The 17,529-nt window shown below is 71.2% G+C and carries 17 protein-coding genes and 1 pseudogene; 4 read left to right on the forward strand and 14 right to left on the reverse strand.

Features of this window, described 5'->3' with window-relative positions:
* Positions 1-282: 282 nt before the first annotated feature.
* The 3 genes and pseudogenes from ACWCPF_RS38575 to ACWCPF_RS38585 all read right to left on the reverse strand — a co-directional run bounded on the left by ACWCPF_RS38575 (position 283) and on the right by ACWCPF_RS38585 (position 2,920).
* Positions 283-1,556 (reverse strand): annotated as a pseudogene (locus ACWCPF_RS38575) (sulfite oxidase).
* A gap of 115 nt (positions 1,557-1,671) precedes the next feature.
* Positions 1,672-1,755 carry a putative leader peptide gene (locus ACWCPF_RS38580; RefSeq protein ID WP_354775551.1) on the reverse strand — a complete coding sequence of 28 codons (84 nt, stop codon included), beginning with the start codon at positions 1,753-1,755 and terminating at the stop codon, positions 1,672-1,674.
* A gap of 85 nt (positions 1,756-1,840) precedes the next feature.
* Positions 1,841-2,920: an aromatic amino acid lyase gene (locus ACWCPF_RS38585; protein ID WP_451049804.1), complete on the reverse strand. Its 1,080-nt coding sequence runs from the start codon at positions 2,918-2,920 to the stop codon at positions 1,841-1,843.
* 72 nt (positions 2,921-2,992) lie between these two features.
* Between ACWCPF_RS38585 and ACWCPF_RS38590 the strand changes: the two genes are divergently transcribed.
* From ACWCPF_RS38590 to ACWCPF_RS38600, 3 genes are all read left to right on the forward strand, one after another.
* Positions 2,993-3,805 carry a MurR/RpiR family transcriptional regulator gene (locus ACWCPF_RS38590; protein WP_451049846.1) on the forward strand — a complete coding sequence of 271 codons (813 nt, stop codon included), beginning with the start codon at positions 2,993-2,995 and terminating at the stop codon, positions 3,803-3,805.
* 213 nt (positions 3,806-4,018) lie between these two features.
* On the forward strand, positions 4,019-5,248 hold the full coding sequence (locus ACWCPF_RS38595; RefSeq protein ID WP_451049805.1) for an acyl-CoA dehydrogenase family protein: 1,230 nt from the start codon (positions 4,019-4,021) through the stop codon (positions 5,246-5,248).
* Between the two features lie 452 nt (positions 5,249-5,700).
* Positions 5,701-6,807, forward strand: a complete 1,107-nt coding sequence (locus ACWCPF_RS38600; protein ID WP_451049806.1) for an aliphatic sulfonate ABC transporter substrate-binding protein — start codon at positions 5,701-5,703, stop codon at positions 6,805-6,807.
* Between the two features lie 88 nt (positions 6,808-6,895).
* Here the strand turns inward: ACWCPF_RS38600 and ACWCPF_RS38605 are convergent, their stop codons facing one another.
* Together ACWCPF_RS38605 and ACWCPF_RS38610 are read right to left on the reverse strand one after the other, a co-directional pair.
* The gene (locus tag ACWCPF_RS38605; protein ID WP_451049807.1) at positions 6,896-8,131 is read right to left on the reverse strand and encodes a serine hydrolase domain-containing protein; all 1,236 of its coding nucleotides are present in this window, start codon (positions 8,129-8,131) and stop codon (positions 6,896-6,898) included.
* Positions 8,132-8,355: 224 nt separating this feature from the next.
* Positions 8,356-9,693: an aminotransferase-like domain-containing protein gene (locus ACWCPF_RS38610; RefSeq protein WP_451049808.1), complete on the reverse strand. Its 1,338-nt coding sequence runs from the start codon at positions 9,691-9,693 to the stop codon at positions 8,356-8,358.
* Between the two features lie 101 nt (positions 9,694-9,794).
* Between ACWCPF_RS38610 and ACWCPF_RS38615 the strand changes: the two genes are divergently transcribed.
* Positions 9,795-10,442: a DJ-1/PfpI family protein gene (locus ACWCPF_RS38615; RefSeq protein WP_451049809.1), complete on the forward strand. Its 648-nt coding sequence runs from the start codon at positions 9,795-9,797 to the stop codon at positions 10,440-10,442.
* Here the strand turns inward: ACWCPF_RS38615 and ACWCPF_RS38620 are convergent.
* The 9 genes from ACWCPF_RS38620 to ACWCPF_RS38660 form a co-directional block, all read right to left on the reverse strand.
* The gene (locus ACWCPF_RS38620) at positions 10,385-11,464 is read right to left on the reverse strand and encodes a maleylacetate reductase (RefSeq protein ID WP_451049810.1); all 1,080 of its coding nucleotides are present in this window, start codon (positions 11,462-11,464) and stop codon (positions 10,385-10,387) included. The genes ACWCPF_RS38615 and ACWCPF_RS38620 overlap by 58 nt on opposite strands.
* A complete protein-coding gene (locus ACWCPF_RS38625) occupies positions 11,457-12,386 on the reverse strand; it encodes a dioxygenase family protein (protein WP_451049811.1) in 930 nt (309 codons plus the stop codon). The genes ACWCPF_RS38620 and ACWCPF_RS38625 overlap by 8 nt, the downstream gene beginning before the upstream one ends.
* Positions 12,387-12,575: 189 nt before the next feature.
* Positions 12,576-13,724, reverse strand: a complete 1,149-nt coding sequence (locus ACWCPF_RS38630) for a N(5)-(carboxyethyl)ornithine synthase (protein WP_451049812.1) — start codon at positions 13,722-13,724, stop codon at positions 12,576-12,578.
* 156 nt (positions 13,725-13,880) lie between these two features.
* Positions 13,881-14,192, reverse strand: a complete 312-nt coding sequence (locus ACWCPF_RS38635) for an aldehyde dehydrogenase family protein (RefSeq protein ID WP_451049813.1) — start codon at positions 14,190-14,192, stop codon at positions 13,881-13,883.
* Complete coding sequence (locus ACWCPF_RS38640; RefSeq protein ID WP_451049814.1) at positions 14,081-14,800, reverse strand: aldehyde dehydrogenase family protein; 720 nt, start codon at positions 14,798-14,800, stop codon at positions 14,081-14,083. The genes ACWCPF_RS38635 and ACWCPF_RS38640 overlap by 112 nt, the downstream gene beginning before the upstream one ends.
* Positions 14,797-15,231 carry a cupin domain-containing protein gene (locus ACWCPF_RS38645; RefSeq protein ID WP_451049815.1) on the reverse strand — a complete coding sequence of 145 codons (435 nt, stop codon included), beginning with the start codon at positions 15,229-15,231 and terminating at the stop codon, positions 14,797-14,799. Before ACWCPF_RS38645 ends, ACWCPF_RS38640 begins: the two co-directional genes overlap by 4 nt.
* Positions 15,232-15,251: 20 nt before the next feature.
* The gene (locus ACWCPF_RS38650) at positions 15,252-15,554 is read right to left on the reverse strand and encodes a putative quinol monooxygenase (RefSeq protein ID WP_451049816.1); all 303 of its coding nucleotides are present in this window, start codon (positions 15,552-15,554) and stop codon (positions 15,252-15,254) included.
* A complete protein-coding gene (locus ACWCPF_RS38655; protein WP_451049817.1) occupies positions 15,551-16,618 on the reverse strand; it encodes an Ldh family oxidoreductase in 1,068 nt (355 codons plus the stop codon). The genes ACWCPF_RS38650 and ACWCPF_RS38655 overlap by 4 nt, the downstream gene beginning before the upstream one ends.
* A gap of 106 nt (positions 16,619-16,724) precedes the next feature.
* Positions 16,725-17,474, reverse strand: a complete 750-nt coding sequence (locus ACWCPF_RS38660) for a GntR family transcriptional regulator (protein ID WP_451049818.1) — start codon at positions 17,472-17,474, stop codon at positions 16,725-16,727.
* Positions 17,475-17,529: the final 55 nt, after the last annotated feature.

Consider the following 17,529-nt stretch of genomic DNA (forward strand, 5'->3'; position numbering starts at 1 on the left):
CGAACTTGAGGATGCTCCGTCGCTGCGGTTGAGAGTCATTGATCACAGTGAGATCTCCGGCCTATTCATCGGCTCTTTCACGGGGATATGACCGCCACATCGACGTCCATCGAGGGCATGAGCATCTTCGCCGGAGGAGAGATCCGATGTCTAGAGGCGAGCACGCGGTACGAGGCGGGCCCCGGTGCGGCAACGCCCCAAAGGGGCGCGGGGCGCTGACATTTGCGGCTCCGCCGCGCGGGCGCGACCAGCCACAACGGCGCCGCACCCAACCGACGACCCTTACACCACGCTCACCGGATGCCGGACCACCGCGTCGAACAGGTACCCCTGGGTGTTCGGCACGGCGGTGGTCGGCTGGGTGCGGCCGGCCGTGTCCGTGGCGCGGGCCAGCAGGTGGGTGGCGCCGGGGGCGTCGGGCCGCCAGCCGAGGGACCAGCGGGTCCAGGTGCCGGCGCGGGGACGGTCGTGCAGCCGGGCAGGCCGCCAGTTCGCCCCGCCGTCGGTGCTGACGTCGACCCGGGCGACGCCCCCGCGCCCGACCACGACCGTCCGTGCAGCACATGCCTGCGGCCCGCCTCGAACGTGGCCCCGCTCGCCAGCTCGAACGCGCTCTTCGTGGCCTGCCGGGTGAGCGGCGCGCTGCCGCCCTCCGGGTGGGCGGGGCCGAAGAGCCGGTAGAAGGTGGTGTTCCAGGGCGAGTAGAGCGGCTGCGCGGACACCTCGATGTCGCCGACCCACTTGATCGACGCGATCCCCACCCACGAGGGCACCAACACCCGTACCGGGTACCCGTGGTCGTACGGCAGCGGCTCTCCGTTCATCTCGTACGCGAGCAGTACGTCGTCCAGCGCCTTGGCGAGCGGCAGCGGACGGCGGACCCGGCCCAGGCTCTCGCCGCCGCTGACGTACTCGGCGTCCAGGCCGCGCGGCTGCACGTCCACGGCGTGCGGGGACAGCCCGGCCCTGCGCAGCACGTCGGCCAGGCGCACCCCGCGCCAGCGTGCGACGCCGATCGCGCCCAGGGTCCACGCGGTGCCGGTGACCGTCTCGCCCTGCTGGGTCGTGTAGAAGGAGCGGCCGTTTCCGGCGCACTCGACGAACGCGGTACGGGTGACGGCCGGCAGGGCCCGCAGGTCGTCGTACCCGAACTCCACCGGCCGGTCCTCGCCCGGGGCGCCGCGCAGCCCGCTCCCCCACAGCCGCAGCCGCCAGTCGGCGGCTTCCAGGACGGGGGTGGCGGTGTGATTGCGCACGAAGAACAGCTCGTTGGGGGTGTGGTGACCGGTGCCGCGCAGCGCCTCCCAGCGGGTCTCGGCGTTGGTGCCGCGCGGGATGAACCACTCGGGCGGCAACGGCTTGACGATCGGCGTGTCGGCGGCATGGGCGGGCGCAGTGGCGCCGAGTGCGGTTCCGGCGGCGGTCGCGGCGAGCAGGGTGAGCAGCCGACGGCGGGTGACCCCGTCGGCCCTGGCCTCACCGGCGAGCCACTGGCGCAGTCTGCGGCGGTCGTAGTCGGTTTCGTAGCGGTGACCGGCGGGGGCGGATGCAGGCATGGCGTGTCCTCGTCATGGGGGGAGAGGGAGAAGTGCGAGAGCGTCAGGCGCAGGCCAGGACACACAAATGGCCAGTGCAGCAGGGCTGTTGACGCAGACGTGAGGAGGCGCGCGGTCAGCCGGTCGTCCGACACAGCGCGGCGGCCACCCGGACGAGGTCCACGGCGCGGCGGCGGGTCAGAGGCTCCGACAACGGCATGGCGGGATGCAAGCACGTGGGGCGGAGGGTGTCAACGGACCGTCGGGACCCGGGCTCGGCGCCGCGTCACTCACCTCGACGTCGGTCATGCCGATCCTCCCGCCAGGGCGCGCCCTCCCGCCACGGCGCGCCCTTCCGCAAGGACGGGTCCTTCCGCCAGGGCGCGCAGGGTGCCCCGGACCTCGTCCGAACCGAGGACATCGCGGGCCACCGCCTCCACGTCCGCCCCGCAGGCCCGGTCGTCGTCCAGGCGGGGCACGACCTCGCGGATCGCGCTGTGCAGGAATCGCGGCCCCCGTCCCAGCACGGGCGGGGCCGCCAGGTCCACCGCCTGTGCGGCGACCACGGACTCCACGGCGAGCAACTGCCGCAGCCGCCCGAGGATCGTGGTCAACCGCCGTGCGCCGAGGGCCGCGTTGGTCGAGTCGTCCTCGACGGCGTGCGCGCCATGGCGGGGGTCGGTGCTCACCGGTACCGACAGCATGCGGATCTCGGCGACGAGCGCCTGTGCCGTCTTGGCCAATGGGGCGAAGCCCGAGCGCTCGGGACCGTACGGAGAGAGGTTCGGGGGCAGTCCGCTGACGGCCGGGTCGAGCAGCCGTCGCATGCGCTCGGCGGAGATCGACGTGGTCTGTGTGAGGGCCAGCGCGAGGGTGTCGAGCGCGAGGGCGAGGGCCGGGGTGTGGAAGTTCCCGGACGAGAGGATCTCGCCGGTGTCGGCCAGCACCACCGGGTTGTCGCCGCAGCCGTTGAGCTCCGGTCGCAGCGCGGCGTCGGCGAAGTCCAGCGCGGTGTGCAGCGCCCCATGGACCTGGGCCGCGCAGCGCAGGCTGACGGGGTCCTGGACCCGCCGGGCGTTGCGGGGATCGCCCAGCTCACCGCCGTCCAGGAGGGCGCGCAGTTCGCTCGCCGCCCGGGACTGCCCGGGGGCGGGCCGCAGTTCCAGGACCCGCGCGTCGAGCGGGCTCGTGTTGGCGCGGAAGCCCTCGTAGGTCAGGGCCGTGACCGACTGGGCCAGCAGCAGGACGGCGGCCGTCTCGTGCAGGGCGAGCGCGCCCTGACCGGCCGCGAGCGGGCTCGCGCTGCACAGCACGTGCCCGTCCTTCGGGCCCAGGACGGCCGGGGCCAGACCGGCCCGGCGCAGTGCCGTGGCGCCGTCGAGCACCTCGCCGGCGAACTCGGCGCTGCCTTCGCCGCCGGCACTGACCTACCTGCCGGTGTCGGCGCCTCCGCACGGCTGCACCGGCTCTTCGAAGGCCGTCGGCTCACCCCGACGCAGCGTCGCATCGCGCACTGCCTGGTGCGTCGAGCCGCGGATGTGCCCTTTCTGTCGAGCGTGGAACTGGCTCGACTGGCGGGCGTGAGCCAGCCGTCGGTGACCCGTTTCGCGATCGCCCTCGGCTTCGACGGCTATCCGGGGCTGCGCAGCCATGTGCGAGAACTCGCGCCTGCCGGAACCGCCTTGGTCCAGGAGCCGCGCAACCCGTACCAGCAGGCGGTGCAGGCCGAGATCGACAACCTGCGGCAGCTGGCGTCCCTGCTCGCGGATCCGGGTCCCGTGGAACGCGCCGGTCGGCTGCTCGCAGGCTCGCGGCCGCTGCCGGTGCTGGGGCTGCGCGCCTCCGCCGCTCCGGCGCGCGGATTCTCGTACTTCGCGGCGAAGGTCCATCCCGACGTGCGCCTGCTCGACGAGGGCGGTTCGCTGCTCGCCGACCGGGTCGACGCGGCCCGGCAGGCCGGCGCGAGCGCGCTGCTGTGCTTCGCGCTGCCCCGCCGCCCTCGGGAGATCCTCGCCGCGCTCAGCCATGCCCGTGCCACGGGGCTGACGGTGGTGACGATCGCCGACGGCACGTTCGCCCCGGTGGCGGCGCACAGCGATGTGCTCCTGCCGGCGGCCGTGGGGACGGGCCTGGTCTTCGACACCGTGAGCGCCCCGATGCTGCTGGGGCAGGTTCTGCTGGAGGCGATGTGCTACGCCCTGCCGGACGCTCAATCCCACCTGGAGGAGTTCGACGCGCGGGCGGCGGCGCGGGCGCTGTTCGTCGACTGAACCGAGGGCAGCCGCAAGCCGGTCGAGGGCATTGGGGGCTTGTCCGCCCTCCTGCGGTGTTGCGTTCCCTACTTTTCCTATCGATTTACTAGGAAAGAGTTGACGGCCCGCCCGGCGGGTGCCGAGGATGATGCACATGCCCCACGGGCAGCAACGATTCACTCCATCGGGTGGGGACGTGACTCTGCCGCCGACCTTGAGGAGACCACCGCCATGGGCGTTGCCGCCGCACCGTCCGGACCCGCCTCGGGATCCGACCGGACCGGGCCCGGCCGTGCGCACTGGCTGCAGGTGGCGCGCGAGACGGCGGACGACCTGGCCACGGACGCGGTGGCCAGGGAGCACGCGGGCAAGGCCCCGTTCGACGAGGTGTGCCGACTGCGCGAAGCGGGACTGCTGACGCTCCTCGTCCCGGCCGAGTTCGGCGGAGGCGGCGCGGACTGGCGCACGGCGTACGCCATGGTCCGGGAGATCGCCGCCGCAGACGGTGCGATCGGTCAACTGCTCGGCTGTCACTACTTCCTGTCGTGGAGCGCCCGGTTCTTCACCGAGCCCGCCGTCGCCGCCCGGATCGAGCGGAGGTCCGCGGCGGAGCAGTGGTGCTGGGGCGGCGGCTTCGCCCGCCATGACCTGCCCTTGACGCTGGCCAGGAAAGCCAAGGGCCATGTACTCGACGGTCGGCAGAGCTACGCGACGGGGGTCCTGGTCGCCGACCGTCTCGCCGTGCGGGTCGAGCGCGCCGACACCGGCGAACCCGTCGCCGTCGTCGTCGATCCCTCCCATCCCGGCGTGCGGATCGACGGCGACGTCGACACCTTCGGCCAGCGGCTCGCGGCCGGCGCCAGCGTGGAGTTCGACTCCGTGCCGGTCGCCGCCGACGACGTACTCGGCTCCCTCTCCGCGGACGAGGACGTCCTGTCGCCCCGGGTCGCTCTCCTGTCGCCGATCGGACGCCTCCTCTCCGCGCAGCTGCTTCTGGGCATGACGGAGGGGGTGCTCGCCGAAGCGCGCGAGTACAGCAGGGCGGGCCACTCCCCCTGGCATCCCGCCTGGCCGGTCGACTCGCCCCAGGACCCGCAGGCGCTGACCGCCTACGGAGAACTCACCGTCCTCGCCCGCGCCGCCTCCGCCCTGTCCGAGCAAGCGCTGCAAGCCGTGCACGCCGGGCTGGCACACGGCCCGGACCTCAGCTACGACGAGTACGCGGACATCTCGGTCCTCGTCACCATGGCCGAGGCCGCCGCGTCCCGGGCCGCGCAGGAGTCCACCACCCGCGCCCTCGACATCGTCGGCCCGCGCTCCGCGTCCTCACGGCTGGGCTTCGACCGCTTCTGGCGCAACGCGCGGACCCACACCCTGTACGCGCCCGTGGCCCATCGACTGCGCGACGTCGGCGACTACTTCCTCAACGGTGCGCACCCGCCGTTCGTCCTGCCGGTCTGACGTCCTGACCGACCAGGCCATCCACGGCTGATCTCACAGAGCGAGAAGGCCGCGTCCGCCATACGAACACCCTCTTGGGGTGCGCGTCAGCTTCTGCCACGATCCCCATCATCCAGGTAGGAAAACTAGGGATCCGGGGGGTGGCCATGGCAACGTTCGACCGCGCCGGTGAACTGCTGCCCCTTCTGACCTCGCGTCGTCACGTCGACCTCGGTCGCACGTGCAGTGCCCTCTGTCGGCCGCTCCGCCGCAACCAGACCTGACGCTCCCGAGCCGGCACCGCTGCTCCGCCGCTCCGCTTCCCCGCCGTTCCGCCGCGCCGCCGTTCTGCCTGGCAGGCGGGTCGGACGCGCTCGGCTCGGCCACGCCCCACGTTCCGCGCATCACATTCCACGCATCACACGCCACGTTCCACGCCCCTTCCTGTTCGCCATCCTTGAGAGGACACCTCTGTGTCTGCCGCGAGACCGCTCACCGCCCTGCGCACCATCGCCGTCGTAGCCGCGCTCCCCCTCCTGCTCACCGCCTGCGGCTACGGTTCCGAGTCCACCGACGACGGCAAGCAGGCCGCGGTCGCGGCAGGCGCCAAGAAGCTCTCCGCCGACGAGGTGAAGATCGGCTACTTCCCCAACCTCACCCACGCCACCGCTCTGGTGGGCGTGCAGGAGGGCCTGCTCCAGAAGGAGCTCGGCGGCACCACGATCAAGGCGGCCACCTTCAACGCCGGCCCCTCCGAGATCGAGGCGCTGAACGCCGGCGCCATCGACATCGGCTGGATCGGCCCCTCCCCCGCCATCAACGGCTACACGAAGTCGAAGAGCAAGAACCTGCGGATCATCAGCGGTTCCGCCTCCGGCGGCGTGAAGCTCGTCGTCAACCCGAAGAAGATCAAGTCCCTGGACGACGTCAAGGGCAAGAAGATCGCCACCCCGCAGCTCGGCAACACCCAGGACGTCGCGTTCCTCAACTGGATCGCGGAGAAGGGCTGGAAGGTCGACGCGCAGAGCGGCAAGGGCGACGTCTCCGTCGTCCGCACGGACAACAAGGTCACCCCGGACGCCTACAAGTCCGGCTCGATCGACGGCGCGTGGGTGCCGGAGCCGACCGCGTCGAAGCTGGTCGCCGAGGGCGGCAAGGTGCTGCTGGACGAGTCGACGCTGTGGCCGGACAACAAGTTCGTCATCACGAACATCATCGTGTCGCAGAAGTTCCTCAAGGCGCACCCGGACGTCGTCGAGGCCGTGCTGCGCGGCTCCGTGAAGACCAACGCGTGGATCAACGCCAACCCGGACAAGGCCAAGACGTCCGCGAACGCGGCGCTGGAGAAGCTGTCGGGCAAGGCGCTGCCCGCCGACGTCATCGACCCGGCCTGGAAGTCCATCACCTTCCTCGACGACCCGCTGGCCGCCACCCTCAACAGCGAGGCGGAGCACGCGGTCAAGGCCGGCCTGCTGGAGAAGCCCGACCTCGCGGGCATCTACGACCTCGCACCGCTCAACAAGGTCCTCAAGGCCGAGGGCAAGAACGCGGTGGACGACGCCGGTCTCGGCGTCGAGTAGCGACGACGGGACCGGCATGACGGGCCCGGCATGAACAGGGTGGTGCCATCGGCCGAGCCGGTGGCACCACCCTGCCGTGCGTTCCAGGTCAGTCGTCGATCGCCTGGTAGAGGGTGGTCCAGAAGTCCTGCATGGCCCGCGCCGAGTCCGGGGTGGACATCCCGGTCTGGGTGAGCAGGATGCCGACGAGCCGGTTGTCCGGGTCGGCGTAGGTCGTGGTGCCGGCTCCGCCGTCCCAGCCGAACTGGCCGATGGGCGAGTAGTCGCCGCGGTAGGTGCGTACCGTCATCCCGAAGCCCCAGCCGCCGGTCTGCCCCTGACCGTGTGACAGATGGACGACGCTGCGCGCCCAGGCCTGCAGGGCGGCCGTCTGCTCGGGCGTGAGGCGGTTGGTGGTCATCAGCTCGACGGCGGGCCTGGACAGGATCCGTTCGGTGCCGTGCGTCCCGTGGTTGAGCAGCATCCGGAAGTAGGCGTGGTAGTCGTCGACGGTGGAGTCGAGTCCGCCGCCGCCGGACTGGAACGCCGGAGGCTCGCTGTGGTGTCCCCCTTCGGCCGGGTCCTCCACGGTGAACTCCCCGGTCTGCGGGTCGGGGGCGTACAGCGGCGGCAGCCGGTCGATCTTGTCGGCGGGCACGTGGAAACCGGTGTCCTTCATCCCCAGTGGATCGAAGATGCGCTCGCGCAGGAACGCCTCGAACGACTGGCCGGTCACCCTGGCCACCAGCACCCCGAGCACGTCGTCGCTGACGTTGTACAGCCACCGATCTCCGGGCTGGTGCATCAGCGGAAGCGTGCCGAGGCGGCGCAGCCATTCGTCCGGCCCCACCGCCGGCAGCATCCATCCGTTCTCGCCGTAGACCTTCTGCTCGAAGTACGCGCCCATCATCGGGGAGCCCATGGCCGTCGTGTCCAGCCCGAGCCCGCAGGTGGAGGTGAGCAGGTCCCGCACGGTGATGGGACGCCGCGCCGGCACGGTGTCGTCCAGCGGGCCGTCGGGCCTCTTCAGCACCTGACGGTCGGCGAGTTCCGGCAGCCACTGATCTATCGGGTCGTCAAGTCGCAGCCGGCACTCGTCCAGCAGGACCATCGTCGCGGCGACCGCGACCGGTTTCGTCGTGGAGGCCATCCGGAAGATGGTGTCCCGGCGCATCGGCGCGCCGCCGTCGTGGCGCATCGTCCCGATCGCCTCGACATGCGTCTCCTCGCCCCGGCCGACCAGGGCGACGAGTCCGGGGATCTTCTTGGACTCGACATGCGCTTCCAGCACCTCGCGCAGTCGGCGCAGGCCTGCTTCGGACAAGCCGTAGTCACCGTTTCCCATGCCGAATCTCCTTCTGGACGGACCTGTTCCAGCCGCTCCGCGAGAAGGCCCCTTCTTGGAGGCCCTCTTCGCTAGTCAGCGCTACTGAGTACTGGTACACGGTAACGCTGACTAGCGGTACTTAGCAAGACCGAATAGCGGAAGTGGTCGACAGGCACTGCACTGGCGGCGTCACGGATGAACGGATGATTCGCCCCGTTCCGCGGTGGAAGCCGCGGGCGGGTTCAGGCGTCGGCGTCCTCGATCGTGACTCGTCGTACTGTGCGCAGCGTCGACCGGAGGCTGTCCAGGTCGGTCGAGCCCAGGGCGAGGCGGATCGCCTGGGGGGTGTGCGTCGAGGTGGTGAACGGTTCGGCCGTGGTCACCGAGATGTGCTGACGCGCGAGGGTCGCGGTCAGGCGATCGGCGCGGGCGTCGTCGGGCAGCGGGAGCCAGGTGAAGTAGGACGAGGGGTGGCCGATGAGCGGCAGGCCTGCCAGTTCCTGCCTGGCGAGGGATTGGCGGGCCTTGGCGTCGTCGCGTTTCTGTGCTTCCAGGTCGTCCACCGTGCCGTTGTCGAGCCAGCGGCAGGCGATCGCGGTGGTGAGGGCCGGGGTGTTCCAGGTGGTCGCCCGAATCGCGCGTTCGAGCGACGGCACCGCGGCGGGCGGGGCGACGACGAAGCCGACGCGGAGACCGGTGGCGACGCTCTTGGACAGTCCCGAGACGTAGACGGTGATGTCCGGCGCGGTCGCGGCCAGGGGCGGTGGCGCGTCCTCGACCAGGTAGGCGTAGGAGGCGTCTTCGATGAGGAGCGGACCGTGCCGTCGGGCGATCTCGATCAGCCGGGTTCGGTCGGCTGCCGGCATGACCCAGCCCAGCGGGTTGTGCAACGTGGGCATGGTGTAGATCGCGCGTACGGGACGGGTTGCGCACAGCTTTTCGAGGGCGTCGAGATCCGGACCGTCGGCGGTTGCCGGGATGGGCTCCAGGTCGAGATGCACGGCGTGCGCGAGCACCTTGAAGCCCGGGTAGGTGAGTGCGTCGACCGCGACGACGTCGCCGGCGTTGAGCGTGGCCATGACGGTGACCGCCAGGCCGTGCTGCGCGCCGTTGACGACGAGGATCCGATCCGCGTCGGTGGTGATTCCTCGACGCCTCAGGTGCCGTGCGATCGAGGCTCTGTCCTGGGGACGCCCTCGATGGGGCTGGTAGCGCAGCAGCGAGTCGAGGTCACCGGAGGTGGCCACCTCGCGCAGGGCCTGCCGAAGGAGGTCGGCCTGCCCGGGCAGCGACGGGTAGTTGAAGCTGAGGTCGACCGCATCCGTGGCGACGAACTGCTGATCGATGCCGTGACCGGCGGAGACCGCGATGTCACGCACGAACGTGCCGCGGCCCTGTTCCCGGCTCACCAGACCCATCGTCTCCAGCTCGGCGTACACCCGAGTCGCGGTCACCACGGCGATGCCCTCACGGGCGGCGAGGCCGCGGTGGGTCGGCAGCCGCACGCCCGCGGCGAGCCGCCCGGCCCGGATGTCGGAGGCGAACGCGTCGACCAGCGTCTTGTACCGCGAGGCTGCCATGCACCGAATTGTATGCATGACAATTCTTTGACTGTCCTGTTCGGGGGTCCTTACCGTCGAGAACCACCCACCCGCCCGACCGTCTCTGAAGGACAGCCGCCGTGCACATCGCCATCCTCACCTTCGAGGGCTACAACGAGCTCGACTCCCTGATCGCGCTCGGTGTGCTCAACCGCATCAAGTCCGACGACTGGCGTGTCACCATCGCCACCCCCAGCCCCAAGGTGACGTCGATGAACGGGGTGGTCATCGAGCAGATGTCCACCCTTGAGGACGCGTGCGCCGCCGACGCGGTCATCGTCGGCAGTGGGATCGCCACCCGCGAGGTCGTCGAAGACCCGGCGATCATGAACGTCCTGCGCCGCCTGGACCCCTCGCGCCAGCTCATCGCGGCGCAGTGCTCCGGCGCGCTCGTATTGGCCAAGCTCGGCATGCTCGACGACATTCCCGCCTGCACCGACCTGATCACCAAACCCTGGGTCGTCGCCGCCGGCGTCGAGGTGCTCGACCAGCCCTTCTACGCCAAGGACAGCATCGCCACCGCCGGCGGCTGCCTGGCCTCGCACTACCTCGCCGCCTGGATCATCGCCCGCCTCGCAGGCCACGACGCCGCCGAGAGCGCGCTGCACTATGTCGCCCCGGTCGGCGAGAAGGAGGAGTACATCGAGCGCGCCTGGCGCAACATCACCCCCTACCTGCCCGGCTCACCCTCTGCCAGCGTTCCGTGCAGCGCGTCGGTGAGCAGGTAGAGCAACGCGTCGCGGGTGACCGGTCGGGGGTTGGCGTAGGGGGCCGCCAGAACCTGCTCGACCACGTGTGGCAGGTCGGCGGCGGTCAGGCCGAGGTCGGCGAGCGAGTGCGGGGCGCCCAGGGCGGCGGACAGCCGGGCGAGGTGTCCCGGCACGTCGGAGGTGTCGGTCGCGCGACGCAGGATCCGCTCCGCTGCCGGGGCCGCGGGGAGGTTGAAGGCGGTGGCGTACGGGAGGACGACCGTGTGCGTGGCGGCGTGCGGGAGGCCGAAGGCGCCGCCGAGCACATGGCAGAGCTTGTGGTGCAGCGACATCGTCGTGGCGCCCAGGCAGGAGCCGCACAGCCAGGCGCTACGCAACGCCGTGGCACGGGCCTGCGGATCGCCCGGCTCGGTGGCGATGGCCGGCAGGGCCGAGAGCAGCGACCGCACGCCGTCCTCGGCCATGAGGGAGACGATCGGCGAGGCATCGGGGGCGTAGAGCGCCTCGACCGCGTGGGCGACGGCGTTGAAGCCGCTGGTGACGGAGACCGGCACGGGCAGTCCGGCGGTCAGCTCGGGATCGTAGACGACGCTGCGCGGGAGGACTGCCGGATCGCGGCCGGTCTGCTTGCGGCCCTGTGCGGTGAGCCCCCACACGGGTGTCATCTCCGAGCCCGCGTAGGTGGTGGGAACCGCCAGGACCGGAAGCCCGGTGTCCAGCGCGATGGCCTTGCCGAGGCCGATCGTCGATCCGCCGCCGACCGCGAGGCAGCCGTCCGCGCCCGCGTCCTTCGCCGCGGCGCGGGCCGCCTCGGCGATCTCGACGGGCACATGCTCGCGCGCCCGGTCGAAGACGCCGACTGCGGCGTTGCCGAGCAACTCGGCGAGCCGGTCGGCGAGTTCGCGCCCCCGAGGGGTCGACAGGACCAGTACCCGGCGCAGTCCCAGCCTCGCCACCTCGTCGGGCACCCGCGCGAGGCTGCCCGCGCCGAAGACCACCCGCATGGGCAGGGCCTCGTAGGCGAACGCCGTCTCACTCATGGTCGGCCTCCTCCGCGGACGGGTCACTGCCCTCTGGAGCGAGGACGATGTCGAACCGCACCCGGGTCCAGGTACGACCGTCCAGGTCGCGTCCGTCCGGGGTCGGGGTGCCCTGGGGCTGCGTCTCGAAGTGCTTGACGAGCGACTCCTTGACGCCGAACACGGCGTCGGAGTCGAGCAGTCGGTCCCCCTCGACGAAGATGTGCGTCACCAGCGTGCGCAGTCCGGGCGCGGTCGCCAGGAAGTGCAGGTGGGCGGCGCGCATCGGGGAGCGCCCGGTCCTCTCCAGGAGCGCGCCGACCGGTCCGTCGTGCGGGATGGGGTACGGGACGGGGGTCAGTCCCCAGAACGCGAATCTGCCGTCCCGGTCGGTGAACAGGTGGGCACGGCCGGCCACCCGGTCGTCGCCGTACTGCACGTCGTAGAAACCGTCGGCGTCGGCCTCCCACACCTCCAGCCGTGCCCCGGGAACCGGTTTTCCGTCGGTGTCGGTCACGGTGCCCTCGACCCAGCAGGGTTGGCCGGGCGCGCCGCCGGCGAGGTCTCCGCCCTTGGGGATCTCGGGTGACTCTTCGAGGAAGAAGGGGCCGACCACGGTGGCCTCGGTGGCGTCGGTGTGGGCCCGGTTGTTGACGTTGATGGTCTGCATCGAGGCGCCGAGGACGTCGGAGAGCAGCACGAACTCCTGGCGGCGGTCGGTGGTGATGTGCCCGGTCGCGGTGAGGAAGTCGATGGCCTGCTGCCACTCGGCCTCGGTCGGCCGCACCTCGCGGATGAAGGCGTGCAGATGCCGCACCAGGGATTGCGTCAGTTCCCGGAGCCGCGGGTCCGGTGCGTTGTCGAACGAGGCCAGCACGGTGCGGACCAGGTCTTCCTCGACGCGGTGTTGCCGGTCACGGGGTGCGATCGAAGTCTCGGGCATTGACGGCGTTACCTACCTTCCTCAGCCGCGGTCGCGACGTCGTAACCATAGATCCAGCCGTTGCCCATCAGGCAGTCACGGTAGGCCGGTTACGCGTCGCGGCGGAGCATGGGAACGGGGCCGCCGTAAGGCGGCCCCGTGTGGTCATCGCCTCCAGGAGCCCTGGGGGTCACTGGGGAGCACTGGGGGTCACGCGCGCGCAGGCGCGTGGGGGTAGGCGGTTTCCCGGTGTTGGAAGGAGAGGATCTTCGGGTTCTGGACGATGCCGTCGCGGACCTCGATGGCCTTCTTGACGGTGACGTCGCGGTCCCATGCCGCGGGACCGTTCATGACCTTGCGCAGATAGGGCAGGAGCGCCTCGCTGATCTCCCAAGTGGCGGAGTTCCACAGGTGGGAGGGGCTGTGGTCCACGGCGTAGTAGTGGCAGCCCGGCCCCACCGCGAACATGGGCTCGCCGAAGGTGGTCGGGCGGGCCCATCCGAAGCCCATGCCCTCGTCGCAGGCGACGTCGATGAAGAAGGTCCCCGGCCGGAACAGGGCGAGGTCCTCGTCGGTGACGAACATCAGCGGCGCGTCGGTGTCCTGGAGGACGCAGTTGACGATGATGTCGAACCCGGCCAGATACTCCGCCAACGGCAGGGAACCGGCCGCGGTGACGGCCCGCAGGCGCGACGGATCGTCCTCCTGCTCCTCGAAGTGCCCCATGACGACCGAGGGCATCGGCGAGGCCACCGCCGCGGCGGCCCGCTGGGTGAGCACCGTGACGTCGGTGACTCCCATGGCGCCCAGGCCCGTGACCGCTCCGCGCGCCGTGGCGCCGAAGCTGATGACCGCCGCGCGCAGGCGACGGCCGTAGTGGCCGGTCAGCCCGCCGAGCTGGAGGGCGTGCAGCACCGAGCAGTAGCCGGCCAGCTCGTTGTTCTTGTGGAACACATGGACGCTGAAGGCGCCCGCGGAGGTCCAGTGGTTCATGGCCTCCCAGGCGATCAGGGTCAGCCGCCGGTCGATGGCGACCTGGGTCATCTTCTCGTCCTGCACGCAGTGCGGCCAGCCCCACAGCACCTGGCCCGCGCGCAGCTCGGCGATGTCGTCGTGCATCGGCTTGGGCAGCAGCAGGACGTCGCACCCGGCGATGAGCTGTTCGCGCGAGCGCAGGCCCGCCACGAGTGGTCGCAGCGCGTCGTCGGCGACGCCGAAGCGTCGGCCGTAGCCCTGTTCGAGGAAGATCCTCTCCCTTATGTCCGGGGCGATCCGGTCGAGGTGGCGCGGGTGCAGCGGAAGCCGGAACTCGTTCTCCTTGCGGGAGGAGGCGAGTACTCCGAGACTCAACAGACTCATGTGGGGCGGCTCATTTCCGACCGGACGCGATGCGCTCCGGCATTGCCGTTCCCCGAGGGCGACGCCGAAACGGATGACGGCGTGCGAGGTGCGCTCGGTACCGCCACCCTACTCCCCAGCCGAACCCGAACCCGGAGGTCGCGGGCGCGGGAGGCGTCAGCGGGCGATCCAGCAGGTGCGGGTGTTGGTGAACTCGCGGATGCCGGCGCCGGCCAGTTCGCGGCCGTAGCCGCTACGTTTCGTGCCGCTGAAGGGCAGGCACGGGTCGGAGGCGACGACGGCGTTGACGAAGGCCGCCCCGGTGGTGACGCGGCGGGCCGGCGCGACCCCGCGGGCGGGGTCTGACGTCCATACGCTCAGGCCCCGGCCGAAGGAGGTCGCGTCGGCCGGCCGTACGGCGTCGTCGTCATCGCGGGCGACGGCCAGGGCGGCCAACGGGCCGAAGGTCTCCTCGTCGAAGGCAGGCATGCCCGGCCCGGTGTCCGCCAGGACGGTGGGCCGGAAGTAACGGCGGCGACGCGGTCGTCCTGGATGAGCCGCGCGGTGACGTCGGGCACGTCCGTGTCCGCGACGACCGGCGCGGTGACCAGGTGCTCGGGGAAACCCGCCTCGACGAAGAGGTCCCGCAGGGCCAGGGCGCTGCCGGTGACGTTGGAGGCGTGTTTGAGCAGGACGCCGTTGCCCGCCACCAGGGACGGAACGGCGACGCGCATCACCTGCCAGACGGGGAAGTTCCACGGTATGACCGCCAGGACCGGGCCGGCGGGCTCGTGGGCGACCCAGGTCTCGGCGCCGTCGACGGCCACGCGTTCGTCGGCGAGGATGCCGGGGCCTTGCGCGGCGTAGTACTCGGCCGTCACGGCGGACTTGTCGACCTCGCCCTCCGCCTCACCGACCGGCTTGCCCATCTCGGCCACGACCAAGTGGGCCAGGCCTTCCCTGTGTTCACGGAGGGTGTGGGCCAGCCGGGCCGCGCGGGCGGTCCGTTCGGCGACCGGCACCAGCGGCCAGGCGTGGGCGCGGGCGACGGCATGGGCGCGTTCCAGCGCGGCCTCGACGCGTACGTCGTCCGTCATGAGGTGGGGGCCCCTCCCTTGTCGCTCGCGGAGAGGTGCGCGAAGGTCTCGCCGGTGGCCGTGATGGTGCGGGTGACGTCCCGGCCGCCGTAGACCCAGTAGATCCGCATGACGCCCTCGCCGCGGTTGAAGAACCGGTGCGGTACGCCTGCCGGGACCCAGGTGGCCTGGCCGGGTTCCAGGTCGAAGAACTCGCCGTCGATCTCCGCGGTCGCCTCGCCCTGGAGGATCAGGACCGACTCCTCGACGTTGTGGCTGTGCAGGGGCAGGCCGGTGCCGGGCTGGAAGACGGTCTGGCCGGTGGTGATCACGGCCTGCTCCGCGTTCCACTTCCCCACGTACGGGATGGTGGCCACTCCACCGCCGCGGTCGAAGCGCTCGACCTCGTCGGGGTGGATGAGCAGGTTCGGCTCGGTGGGCTTGGTGCACATGTGGGGCTCCTTGCGGGCGTTCAGGAGTGGTGGAACAGACGGCGGGAGAGGGTGTTGACCTGGCTGCCGGGGACGACGTACTTCGCCGCCGCCGCGCGCCAGACGGCGAAATGGGGCGCGGCACGGTGGGCTGCCACGGCGGCCTCGTCGTCGTAGAGCTCGTGGAAGACGAAGTGGTGGTCGTCGGCGAGGTCGCAGACGACGTCGAAGGAGCGGCAGCCGGGCTCGTCGGCGAAGGAGCGTACGGCGTTCTCCTCGATGGCCTGGAGGAAGTCGTCCCGGCAGCCAGGGACGACCTGGAGGGACACGGTCAGCGCGATCATGCGGAAAGCTCCTGGGAGAGGGCGGCGGGCAGAGGTACGGCGGTGGCGTCAGCGATACGGGACAGGGCGGTCCAGGTGTCGTCGACGACCGTGATGCCCTCGGTGCGCAGGCGCTCGGCGGTGCGGATCTCCGGCTCGCCGGGGACGAAGACCTCGGCCGCGCCGGGCGCGGCGGGGGTGGACTTGGTCTCCTCGATCAGGGCCTCCATCCGGCCCTCGAACTCCGCCGGATCGGCCATCGCACGGATGTCGACGCAGATCAGCAGGTGACCGACCCCGCTGCGGCCGGTCGGGCGGTAGGGGCCGACGACGGCCGAGCCGAAGGCGCTGCCGGTCAGCACGCCCGCGAGGACGTCGAACATGAAGGAGATGGCGTAGCCCTTGTGGCCGGCCATGGGCAGGATCAGGCCCTCGACGGCGCGGCGCGGGTCGGTGGTCGGCACGCCGTCCTCGTCGGCAGCCCAGCCCTCGGGGATCGGCTCGCCGCGCTCCTTGGCGTGGTAGATCTTGCCGCGGGCGACGGCCGTGTTGGCGATGTCCATCACCACCGTTCCGTAGCGGCCGCCGGGGGCGGCGATCGACCACGGGTTGGTCCCGATCCGCTTCTCCCGACCGCCCCAAGGGGCCATCGCGGGGCTCGCGTTGGTGGCGAGCAGCGCGACGCAGCCCTGCTCGGCGGCCTTGCGGGTGAAGTAGGCGGCGGTTCCGAAGTGTCCGGAGTTGCGGACCGCGACCGCGCTGATGCCGTGCCGGCGCGCCCGCTCCACGCCCCAGGCCACCGCGCGGTCGGTGAGCACCTGACCGAGACCGTCACGGCCGTCCACGACGAGTACGGCACCCTGGTCGCTCACCGCCTCGGGCGCGGCCACGGCCGCCGTCGCACCGCTCGCCAGACGGCTCAGGTACCACGGCAGCCGCAGCATGCCGTGGGACGGATGCCCCCACAGTTCCGCGGTGACCAGCGTGTCCGCGAGCAGGCGGGCGTCAGCGGGCGGAACGCCGTGGGCTTCGGTGGCTGCGGCGGCGAACTCCAGCAGGTCGGCGGCGCCGACGGTGTGCGGCATGGGACGGCTCCTCACAGCGGCGAACAAGATGCATTGCGCCTGATGTATCCAGTCCTGTATACATCACTGAATCCAAGGAAACCACAGGCGGGCGAACGCCTGTGCCTCAGCCTGCGATGTCGATGTCGACGTCGACGTCGACGTCCACCTGGACGTCCGCCCAGTACGTCAGGTCCTGGCCGGTCAGGCTGTCGATGAGTGCCTGAAGGGTCTGCGCGAGATGGTGCCGGCAGGCCGCCTCCGCCGCCTGGGCGTCCCCTTGCGTGATCGCTTTCAGCATCGCGCGATGCTCCTCCAGCGAGGTCTGCATACGGCGCGGCCCACTGTGCGAGAGATGACGCAGGCGCGCGGTCTGGCCGCGCAGGTCGCCGATCGTGCGGGCCAGGTACGGGTTACGGCACGCGGCGATGACCGCCTGGTCGAAGCCCTCGGCGATCCCGTAGAACCCCTGGTAGCCGCGGATCTGAGCGGCGGGTTCCAGCGCGCGGAAGGAGTCGTCGAACTCCTCCAGCCGGTCGAGCAGGTGCCGAAACGGCGCCACCGCCCGCTCGTCACCCGCTCCCGCCGTCGCGACCGACGCGGCCGCGGACGGCTCCAGCAGCATGCGGAACTCGAACAGGGCCCGCACCCCGCCCAGCGAGATCGCGGCCACCCGAGCCACCTCACCCGGCACGAAGTCGACCAGACCGTCCCTGGCCAGCCGCCGGATCGCCTCGCGCACCGGCGTCCGCGAAGCGCCCAGCTCCTCGCCCAGCTGGACCTCGCTGAGCTTGGCGCCCGGGCGCAGCCGCAACGACTCGATGTCGCCCTTCAGCTGCTCGTAGACCGCTTCGCTCTTGCCGGTTGCCCGCGCCATGGAACTCCTCGCCTCACCGCCGCACATCACGCTGTATACAGCGTACCGTGATCCA

The organism is Streptomyces sp. NPDC001858 (assembly GCF_053594615.1).

Bases quoted from the DNA above. Each gene is read 5' to 3' on its own strand.
- ACWCPF_RS38580 (WP_354775551.1), bottom strand. From the start codon at position 1,755: ATGCCGTTGTCGGAGCCTCTGACCCGCCGCCGCGCCGTGGACCTCGTC.
- ACWCPF_RS38635 (WP_451049813.1), bottom strand. From the start codon at position 14,192: ATGCCTGCCTTCGACGAGGAGACCTTCGGCCCGTTGGCCGCCCTGGCC.
- ACWCPF_RS38595 (WP_451049805.1), top strand. From the start codon at position 4,019: ATGGGCGTTGCCGCCGCACCGTCCGGACCCGCCTCGGGATCCGACCGG.
- ACWCPF_RS38620 (WP_451049810.1), bottom strand. From the start codon at position 11,464: ATGAGTGAGACGGCGTTCGCCTACGAGGCCCTGCCCATGCGGGTGGTC.
- ACWCPF_RS38640 (WP_451049814.1), bottom strand. From the start codon at position 14,800: ATGACGGACGACGTACGCGTCGAGGCCGCGCTGGAACGCGCCCATGCC.
- ACWCPF_RS38625 (WP_451049811.1), bottom strand. From the start codon at position 12,386: ATGCCCGAGACTTCGATCGCACCCCGTGACCGGCAACACCGCGTCGAG.
- ACWCPF_RS38630 (WP_451049812.1), bottom strand. From the start codon at position 13,724: ATGAGTCTGTTGAGTCTCGGAGTACTCGCCTCCTCCCGCAAGGAGAAC.
- ACWCPF_RS38660 (WP_451049818.1), bottom strand. From the start codon at position 17,474: ATGGCGCGGGCAACCGGCAAGAGCGAAGCGGTCTACGAGCAGCTGAAG.
- ACWCPF_RS38645 (WP_451049815.1), bottom strand. From the start codon at position 15,231: ATGTGCACCAAGCCCACCGAGCCGAACCTGCTCATCCACCCCGACGAG.
- ACWCPF_RS38605 (WP_451049807.1), bottom strand. From the start codon at position 8,131: ATGGGAAACGGTGACTACGGCTTGTCCGAAGCAGGCCTGCGCCGACTG.
- ACWCPF_RS38610 (WP_451049808.1), bottom strand. From the start codon at position 9,693: ATGGCAGCCTCGCGGTACAAGACGCTGGTCGACGCGTTCGCCTCCGAC.
- ACWCPF_RS38655 (WP_451049817.1), bottom strand. From the start codon at position 16,618: ATGCCGCACACCGTCGGCGCCGCCGACCTGCTGGAGTTCGCCGCCGCA.
- ACWCPF_RS38650 (WP_451049816.1), bottom strand. From the start codon at position 15,554: ATGATCGCGCTGACCGTGTCCCTCCAGGTCGTCCCTGGCTGCCGGGAC.